This window comes from Streptomyces sp. MspMP-M5, from assembly GCF_000373585.1.
Lineage (GTDB): Bacteria > Actinomycetota > Actinomycetes > Streptomycetales > Streptomycetaceae > Streptomyces.
On record NZ_KB891906.1, the window covers coordinates 63,390 to 69,878 of the forward strand.

The window sequence follows — 6,489 nt, forward strand, 5'->3', positions numbered from 1 at the left end:
GACGATGACGTGATCACGGTCTCGGGGCCGTCCTGGACGACCACGTTCACCGGTCTCAGCCCGCGTCCACCGCGGCGGGTGTGCTGCCGGTGGGCCGTTTGCGCGGCGGTGCGGGGGGTTAGGGTATTTGCATGGGAGCGCAAGTTGAGGCGTGGGACGCAGCCGGGGCCGAACGGGCGATCGCGGTGCTGAAGGCGGTGGCCGATCCGACGCGGTACCGGCTGTTGTGGGCGCTGAGCCGGCAGGAGTATCCGGTCGGCAGCTTGGCGGAGATGGTGGGCGCGCACGTGGCCGCGGTCTCGCAGCACCTGGCGAAGCTCCGCACGGCGGGGCTGGTGGTCACGCGGCGGGAGGGCACGCGGATCTACTACCGGGTGGCCGGCCCGCATGTGCGAGGGCTGCTGGAGGAGGCGTCGCTGGTGGCATCGGCGCCGCCGCCGGAGGGCGCCGGGCTGGTGAGCGGGCAGGAGGAGGCGGCCGCGGTGGCGCAGGAGCAGCCGGCGCGGGCGACCGGTCGCCGGGTGCGGGCCCGGCGGCCCGCGACGGCGGAGTAGCGGCCGCGGCTCACCGCGGGGTGCCGGCTTCGTCGAGGCGGTACTCCTGGGGGTCGGCGTCGTAGGAGTACAGCTCGGCGTAGCGGCCCCAGTCGGTGGCGGTGTCCAGCTGCTGGTCGATCTGTTCGCTGGTGTAGTGGTGGGCTAGCAGGTCGCGGAAGAAGCCGGCGCGCAGGGTGCGGTTCGGGTTCTGCCGCAGGCTGGTGGTGATCAGTTTGACCAGGGGGATCTCCAGTGCGGCGGGGGCGAAGATCGCCTTGGACTGCTGGACGTCGGCGTCGGCGAAGGCGGTGCCGCGTTCGGTGAGGACGAGGTCGTCCTGGCTGATCCCGGCCAGGCCGAGGAGGTCGAGGGCGTCGACGAGGGGCAGGATGTCGTCGATCTCCAGGCCGAGTTCTTCGGCGAGGTCGGCGAGATCGCAGCGGCCTCCCCGGTGGTCGACCATTTCGGCGAGGCCGGCGAGGGCGTCGACGCTGGTGGTGGGCAGCGGGGTGTTGGCGTAGGTGCGCTTCTCCCGTTCCATGGTCTCGGTGCGGCCGGGGAGGCGGGACTCCTTGGGGCGGCCGGTCATGGTGCGGTAGACGCGGTCGATGAGGTCCTCGAAGGCGGCCGCGTCGCGGTCGCGGGGGCGGTCGAGCGTGACGTCGAAGGTCTCGCGGATGGTGCCGGGGCGGGAGCCGAGGACGACGATGCGGTCGGCCATCAGGACGGCCTCTTCGATGTTGTGGGTGACCAGGACGACGGCGCGGGTGGGGAACTGGCCCGACTCCCACAGTTCCAGCAGTTCGCCGCGGAGGTTCTCGGCGGTGAGGACGTCGAGGGCGGAGAAGGGTTCGTCCATCATCAGCACGTCGGGTTCGACGACGAGGGCGCGGGCGAACCCGACGCGCTGGCGCATGCCGCCGGAGAGTTCCTTGGGGTAGGCGGATTCGAAGCCGTCGAGGCCGATGAGGTCGATGGCCTGGAGGGCGGCCTTGGCGCGCTGGTCGGTGGGGACGCCGCGGGCTTCGAGGCCGATTTCGACGTTCTGCTGGACGGTGAGCCAGGGCAGCAGGGCGAACGTCTGGAAGACCATGGCGGTGCCGGGGTTGGCGCCGGTCAGCGGTGTGCCGCGGTAGGCCACGGTGCCGCTGCTGGGCGGGATGAGGCCGGCCAGGCAGCGCAGCAGGGTGGACTTGCCGGAGCCGGACTTGCCGAGCAGGGCGACGATCTCCCCGGCGCGGACGGTGAAGTCGATGCCGGTGAGGACCGGGAGTTCGCCGTCGGCGCCGGCGTAGGACTTGGTCAGGGCCTGGGTGGACAGCAGGACGGTGCCGTCGGCCGGACGGGACCGGTGCGTCTGCGGGGTGCCGGCGGTCCGGCGGGTGCGGAGGTTGCGGAGGGCGCTGAGGACCATGAGGGCTCCAAGGCTGTCGGGCGGCGGTCAGGCGGCGTAGCGGGTTTCGGCCAGGCGGTACAGGCGGCGCCAGAAGAGGCGGTTGAGGCCGACGACGTACAGGCTCATCACGGCGACGCCGGCGATCAGGTGCGGGAAGTCGCCGTGGGCGGTGGCGTGGGAGATGTAGGCGCCCAGGCCGGTGGCGGTGAGGGTGGTGGCGCCGAACGGAACGATCTCGGAGACGATCGAGGCGTTCCAGGCGCCGCCGGAGGCGGTGATGCCGCCGGTGACGTACGAGGGGAAGATGCCGGGCAGGATCAGCCGCCGCCAGCGTTGCCAGCCGTGGATGCCGAGGTCGTCCATGGCTTCGCGGAGGTCGGTGGGGATGGACATGGCACCGGCGATGGTGTTGAAGAGGATGTACCACTGGGCGCCCAGCGCCATCAGCAGGACGCCGCCGACATCGAGGGACAGTCCGGTCTTGAGGAAGAACCAGACGGCGAGCGGGAAGAGGAAGTTGGCCGGGAAGCTCGCCAGGATCTGGACCAACGGCTGGGCGATACGCGTCAGTTTGGGGGAGAAGCCGATCCGGACCCCGATGGGGACCCAGACCAGCGTGGCGCCGACGACCACCACGACCACCCGGGCGAGGGTCGCCAGCCCCAGCAGCAGGGGGGCGCCGAAGACCCCGAGCCCGGTACGGTCGCGCAGGTAGCCGATGAGGTCGATCAAGCCCCACAGGATCATGCCGCCGGCCACGACGGCGAAGGTGATGTCGCCGGTGCGCTGCCGGCGTCGGTCGGTGAGCAGCGGCCGGTCGTCGATGCCGAAGATCCGGCCAGCCCGGGCCAGTCCCCGCCCCACGGGCCGCAGCAGGCGTCCGGCCAGCGCGGGCCAGTGGGAGCGGCGCAGGAAGTCCAGGACGTGGGAGCGCTGGACCTCGCTCGCCTCGGACTGCTCGTTCTTGAACTTCTCCACCCAGGCCGTCAGCGGGCGCCAGAACAGGAAGTTCACGCCGATGACCATGACGGCCATGGTGACGATCGCCCAGCCGACCTTGCCCAGGTCGCCGTCGGCGATGGCCGCACCGGCGTAGGAGCCGACGCCGGGCAGCGCGTAGTCGCGGTTGTTGACGCTGATGGCCTCGGAGGCGACGAGGAAGAACCAGCCGCCGCCGAAGCTCATCATCCCGTTCCACACCAGCCCGATCGCCCCCGCCGGCAGTTCCACCTTCCAGAAGCGCATCCAGCGGGTGAAGCGGAACGAGCGGGAGAGCTCGTCCAGTTCGCGCGGGAGGGAGGTGAGGGAGTGGTAGAAGCCGAAGGTCATGTTCCACGCCTGCGAGGTGAAGATCGCGAAGATCGACGCGCACTCCAGGCCCAGCATCGAGCCGGGGAACAGGGCGATGAACCCGGTCACCGCGACGGTGAGGAAGCCCAGCACCGGCACGGACTGGAGGATGTCCAGGGCCGGGATGAGGATCCGCTCCAGTCGGCGGCTGCGCGCGGCGGCGTAGGCGTAGACGAAGGTGAAGACCGTCGAGGCCGCGAGCGCGACGAACATCCGCAGCAGGCTGCGCGCGGCGTCGTAGGGCAGTCGGCCGGGGTCGGTGTCGACGTGGACGTTCTGGCCGGTGGCGAAGCGGACCGTGGTGCCCTGGCCCACCCGCAGGGTGGCGTACAGCAGGACCAGCACGGCGGCGGCGACCACCACGTCCACCCAGCTCATCCGTGACATCCGGCCGGCGACCCGGGAGGGCAGGGAGGCCCGCACGACCTCCGGGCGTGTGGGGAACGACGACATCACATCAACCTCCGACCACACTGTGGCCCCGGCACCGCCCGCACCGCGACCGTGGCGGACGGCCATGGTGCGGGTACGGGGCGGATTTCCGGCCCGGTGTGGGAGAAAACAGACAGGGGAAGGACGCAGGACGCCTGCCGCGGGGACGTGCCACGGCTCGTGCGGCGGCGTCGAGACGAACGGGCGAGGCGCTGCGGGCTCGGCCGCGGCTGCCGGGGGACGCCGGGGAGAGCGGGGGACGCGGCGGATGCGTCAGTGGCTGCCGGTGAGACAGCGGGGACTGAGGGGGTCTTGACCCATGGCTGCCTCCGTTCCGTGACGCTGTTCCACGGCACCTGTCGGCTGCCGCACCCGACGTGCGGCGGGACGTGCGCCGCGAGCAGTCTGCCGCTTATTGCATCCATGCGCAAATAAGCGCGGTGTCGGCATGGCTGCACTCTTGGTGCTAATTGCGCATACGTGCACATATGTGGAGGAGTGCAGGCTGAACTGCTGCGAGGGCGAGGCGGGCGTCGAGGCGTCCATCGTCGTCAGGCGCATCGGGCATCGCCTCTAGTTGCGTCTATGTGCAAGTAGGTGCAGACTCTGAGGCGTTTGCAGAAGGCACCTCGTTCGGTGAGGCGTCTGCAACGGACACAGGCCACTGACCCCACGACGTCGAGAGACGCCCAGGGTCAGGACAGGTCTCCCCGGCCCAAGGGGTGACCCCAAGNGGCTTCCCCCGTAGGGGATTACGCCGTGCAGTGCCAAAGCTCTGACGAGTTGGGGTGAACCGGCCCGGTGGGCCGGTCCGCTCCTTGCCGAGTCGTACGGCGCCCCCGCGCGCCCCGGCCGGGAGGAGGCGAGAGACATGGACCGCGGTCCTCATGGTCCGGGCCACAGTAGGCCCCACCTCCGCCTGACCCTGCTCCGTCCCGGCATGCGGTAACCACCCTCGGCGCGCTCCTCGCGCCCCCGCGCCGGCACCCGTGCGGCCTGCCGCCGCCGCGGGCCGCCGGCCTGCGCACTGAGGCCGACCGGTTGCCCCCGCACGCCCAAAACCTCCCCCCATGGGGGAACGGGAGGTCCTTCCATGACCGACACCACGCTCACCGAACCGACCACTCCGGCACCGCGCGCCGCCGTCCTCGACAACGCCCACGTCGGCGACATCCACGGCGCCCTGGGCACCATCAAGCAGGACGACACCGCCCCGCGCCACGGCCTGTCCGCGAAGCTCAAGACCCTCCTCGCGATCATCGGCCCCGGCCTGATCGTGATGGTCGGCGACAACGACGCCGGCGCCTTCGGCACCTACGGCCAGGCCGGCCAGAACTACGGCACCCGCCTGCTGTGGACCCTGCTGCTGCTCGTCCCGGTCCTGTACGTCAACCAGGAGATGGTGCTCCGGCTGGGCGCCGTCACCGGGGTGGGGCACGCCCGGCTCATCCTGGAGCGGTTCGGGAAGTTCTGGGGCGCCTTCTCGGTCATCGACCTGTTCCTGCTCAACGCGCTGACCATCGTCACCGAGTTCATCGGCGTCACCCTCGCCGTCGGCTACCTCGGACTGCCGAGGACCGCCGGCGTGCTGGTCGCCGCCGCGGTGGTCATCGTCGCCGCCTCCACCGGTTCCTTCCGCCGCTTCGAACGCACCGCGGTCCTGCTGTGCCTGGGCTCCCTGCTGCTGATCCCGATCTACTTCATCGCCCACCCCGCCACCTCGCAGATGGCGCACGACTTCCTCGTCCCCGGCCTGCCGGCCCACTCCCAGCTCTCCGACGTCATGCTGCTGATCATCGCGATCGTCGGCACGACCGTGGCACCCTGGCAGCTCTTCTTCCAGCAGTCCTACGTCATCGACAAACGCATCACCCCGCGCTTCATGCGCTACGAAAAGGCCGACCTGTGGCTCGGCATCGTCATCGTGGTCATCGGCGCCGCGGCGATGATGGGCTTCACCGCGGTCGCGTTCGCCGGAACCGGCGGCTTCGGGAAGTTCGACGACGCGGCGGGCGTCGCACACGGCCTGGAGGCGTACGCGGGCAAGACCGCCGGCGTGCTCTTCGCCGTCGCGCTGCTCGACGCCTCGATCATCGGCGCCTCTGCGGTGTCGCTGTCCACCGCCTACGCGCTCGGCGATGTCCTGGGCCTGAAGCACTCCCTGCACCGCGGCATCAAGGGCGCCAAGGGCTTCTACGCCGTCTTCGCCGGCCTCGTCCTCACCGCCGCGATCATCGTGATCATCCCCGGCTCCCCGCTGGGCCTGCTCACCGAAGGCGTCCAGACCCTCGCCGGCGTCCTGCTGCCCTCCGCCTCGGTCTTCCTGCTCCTGCTCTGCAACGACCGAGCCGTACTGGGCCCTTGGGCCAACGGCAAGGCCATGAACGTCTTCACCTCCTTCGTGGTCGCCGTCCTCGTCACCCTCTCCGTCATCCTGACCGCCGCCGTCCTCTTCCCCGACATCACCTCCGCCGCGATCCTCGACATCATGGCGATCTGCGGCGTCGCCGGCCTGCTCGCCCTCGGCTACGCCGAACTGCGCCGGCGACACAAGGGCTGGAGCAGCAGCGGCCGGCCCATCGACCGCACCGGCAAGGAAACCTGGCGGATGCCCCCGCTGGACCAACTGCCGGCCCCCATCCTCTCCACCGGCCGCAAGGTCGGCCTGACCGCCCTGCGCACCTACCTGCTGGTCGCCATGGCCCTGGTGATCGTCCGCATCGTCCAACTCGCCATGGGCGCCTGACCGCCCACCCGATCAGGTGGCGGCGGGGC

4 protein-coding genes and 1 riboswitch are annotated in these 6,489 nt (G+C 70.8%); of the genes, 2 read left to right on the plus strand and 2 right to left on the minus strand.

Features of this window, described 5'->3' with window-relative positions:
- Positions 1 to 131 precede the first annotated feature (131 nt).
- Positions 132 to 554, plus strand: coding sequence for an ArsR/SmtB family transcription factor (locus B073_RS0124695; protein ID WP_018540762.1), 423 nt, complete (start codon positions 132 to 134; stop codon positions 552 to 554).
- A 10-nt stretch (positions 555 to 564) separates the two neighbouring features.
- Here B073_RS0124695 and B073_RS0124700 read toward each other — a convergent pair whose 3' ends face one another.
- Positions 565 to 1,950 (minus strand): nitrate/sulfonate/bicarbonate ABC transporter ATP-binding protein, encoded by a 1,386-nt coding sequence (locus B073_RS0124700; protein ID WP_018540763.1) that lies wholly within the window; start codon positions 1,948 to 1,950, stop codon positions 565 to 567.
- Positions 1,951 to 1,977: 27 nt separating this feature from the next.
- Positions 1,978 to 3,735, minus strand: coding sequence for an ABC transporter permease (locus B073_RS0124705; protein WP_018540764.1), 1,758 nt, complete (start codon positions 3,733 to 3,735; stop codon positions 1,978 to 1,980).
- Positions 3,736 to 4,335: 600 nt separating this feature from the next.
- Positions 4,336 to 4,509: riboswitch (M-box (ykoK) riboswitch) on the plus strand.
- Between the two features lie 298 nt (positions 4,510 to 4,807).
- On the opposite strand from B073_RS0124705, the gene B073_RS0124715 reads away from it, so the two are divergent.
- Positions 4,808 to 6,460 carry an NRAMP family divalent metal transporter gene (locus tag B073_RS0124715; protein ID WP_018540766.1) on the plus strand — a complete coding sequence of 551 codons (1,653 nt, stop codon included), beginning with the start codon at positions 4,808 to 4,810 and terminating at the stop codon, positions 6,458 to 6,460.
- Positions 6,461 to 6,489 lie beyond the last annotated feature (29 nt).

Coding starts and splice junctions, on each gene's coding strand:
- B073_RS0124695 (WP_018540762.1), top strand. CDS start 132: ATGGGAGCGCAAGTTGAGGCGTGGGACGCAGCCGGGGCCGAACGGGCG.
- B073_RS0124700 (WP_018540763.1), bottom strand. CDS start 1,950: ATGGTCCTCAGCGCCCTCCGCAACCTCCGCACCCGCCGGACCGCCGGC.
- B073_RS0124705 (WP_018540764.1), bottom strand. CDS start 3,735: ATGTCGTCGTTCCCCACACGCCCGGAGGTCGTGCGGGCCTCCCTGCCC.
- B073_RS0124715 (WP_018540766.1), top strand. CDS start 4,808: ATGACCGACACCACGCTCACCGAACCGACCACTCCGGCACCGCGCGCC.